Raw genomic sequence first — 2204 nt, 5'->3', positions numbered from 1 at the left:
CGCGCACCGAGCCTTGCAGGGTCCAGAAGTGCGGGTCGGCCAGGGGAATGTCGACCGACTGCAACTGGATCGCGTGGCCCATCTCACGCCAGTCGGTGGCGATCATGTTGGTCGCGGTTTTCAGGCCCGTGGCGCGGCGGAATTCGGCCATGACTTCGCGCCCCGAGTAACCGTTTTCCGCCCCGCACGGGTCTTCGGCGTAGGCCAGCACGCGGTGCTGATCGCGGCACAGGCGGATGGCTTCTTTCAGTGACCAGGCGCCATTCGGGTCGAGGGTGATGCGCGCATCGGGGAAGCGTTCGGCGAGGGCCGTGACTGCTTCGATTTCCGCGTCGCCGCTGAGCACGCCGCCCTTGAGTTTGAAATCCTTGAAGCCGTAACGGGCATGGGCCGCCTCGGCCAGGCGGACCACCGCATCGGCGGTCATGGCTTTCTCGTGTCGCACCCGGAACCAGTCGTTGTCGGCGTCCGGTTCGCTGCGGTAGGCGAGGTCGGTTTCGTTGCGATCGCCGACATAAAACAGATAGCCGAGCATCTTCACTTCATCGCGCTGCTGGCCTTCGCCGAGCAGGGCGGCCACCGGCACGTCCAGGTGCTGGCCGAGCAAGTCGAGCAATGCGGCTTCCAGGCCGGTGACGGCGTGGATGGTGATGCGCAGGTCGAAGGTCTGCAAACCGCGCCCACCGGCATCGCGGTCGGCGAAGGTCTGGCGCACCTGATTGAGGATCTTCTGGTAAGTGCCAATCGGGCTGCCGACCACCAGGCTACGTGCGTCTTCGAGGGTCTGGCGAATGCGCTCGCCCCCCGGTACTTCGCCGACGCCGGTGTGGCCGGCGTTGTCCTTGAGGATCACGATATTGCGGGTGAAAAACGGGCCGTGGGCGCCGCTCAGGTTGAGCAGCATGCCATCGTGGCCGGCCACCGGAACCACTTGCATGCTGGTGATGACCGGGGCTTTTGCGGTGTCTTGTGGGTTCATTTTCCAATCCTTAAAAAGCTGAATTCAGGCGTGGTTGGGTGCGGGATTGCCCGGCGCGCCGGCGGGTGCGGGTTTCGGTGTGTTGCGGGCGGCAAACACAATGATGGCGGCGATGATCGAGGTCGCGGCCAGGCCGTACAGCCCGCCCTGAATCGAACCGGTGTTTGCTTCGAGCAGGCCGAAGGTGGTCGGCGCAACGAAACCGCCGAGGTTGCCCACCGAGTTGATCAGCGCGATGACGCCAGCGGCAATGCGCGCATCCAGGTAGGCCTGGGGAATCGGCCAGAACAGTGACGAGGCCGATTTGAAGCCCAGTGCGGCAAAGCAGATCGCAACGAAGGCGAACACTGGCCCTCCGGTGGTGGACATGAACATCCCGGCAGCGGCGATCAGCAGGGCGGCAGCGACCCAGGCTTGCTGGTGTTTCCATTTGGCCGACAGGGACGCGAAGGCATACATGCCGACAATCGACAGCAACCACGGAATCGAGTTGAACAGCCCGACCTGGATGTCGCTCAGGTCGCCCATCTTCTTGATGATGCTCGGCAGCCAGAACGTAGCGGCGTAGATGGTCAGCTGGATAAAGAAGTAGATCAGGCAGAACAGGATGAYCTGGCGATCCTTGAGCAACTTGCCCAGTGACGGCTTGATCGGCGTCGCCGCTTCCCGGGCCAGTTGTTCGTCGTCGATGGCCTTGACCAGTGCGTCCTGCTCCTCGCGGCTCAGCCATTTGGCGTCATGGGGTCTGGAGTCCAGCCAGAACCAGACAAACACGCACAACCCCACCGAAAACATGCCCTCGATGAAGTACATCCACTGCCAGCCGTGCAGGCCCAGCCCTTCGATTTGCAGGAGCAGACCGGACAGCGGGCCGGAGATCAGCGAGGCAATCGCCGAGCCACTGAGGAAAATGGCAATCGCCTTGCCGCGCTCTACGCCGGGCAACCAGCGGGTGAAGTAGTAGATCACTCCGGGAAAGAACCCGGCTTCGGCCACACCCAGCAGAAAACGCAGGATGTAGAAGTGGGTTTCGTTCTGGATGAACGCCATGCCCGCGGCGACCAGGCCCCAGGTCAGCATGATCCGCGTCAGCCAGATACGTGCGCCGACTTTCTGCAGAAGGATGTTGGAGGGCACTTCGAACAGTGCATAGCCGATGAAGAACAGACCGGCACCGAGGCCATAGGCGGCAGCGCCAATGCCCAGGTCGTGCTCCATGTGGGTG

General features: G+C 63.0%; 2 protein-coding genes. Both read right to left on the bottom strand.

Features of this window, described 5'->3' with window-relative positions; translation table 11 throughout:
• On the bottom strand, nucleotides 1-979 hold a 979-nt coding region (locus ACXRVY_RS25290), incomplete at its 3' end, for an enolase C-terminal domain-like protein (protein ID WP_458238555.1).
• A 24-nt stretch (nucleotides 980-1003) separates the two neighbouring features.
• On the bottom strand, nucleotides 1004-2204 hold a 1201-nt coding region (locus ACXRVY_RS25285; RefSeq protein WP_458238554.1), incomplete at its 5' end, for an MFS transporter.

The sequence above is a fragment of the Pseudomonas sp. P5_A2_2 genome, from assembly GCF_054177685.1.
Note: the sequence above shows the minus strand (reverse complement) of the source record. Positions and strands in the feature narration are given on the sequence as shown.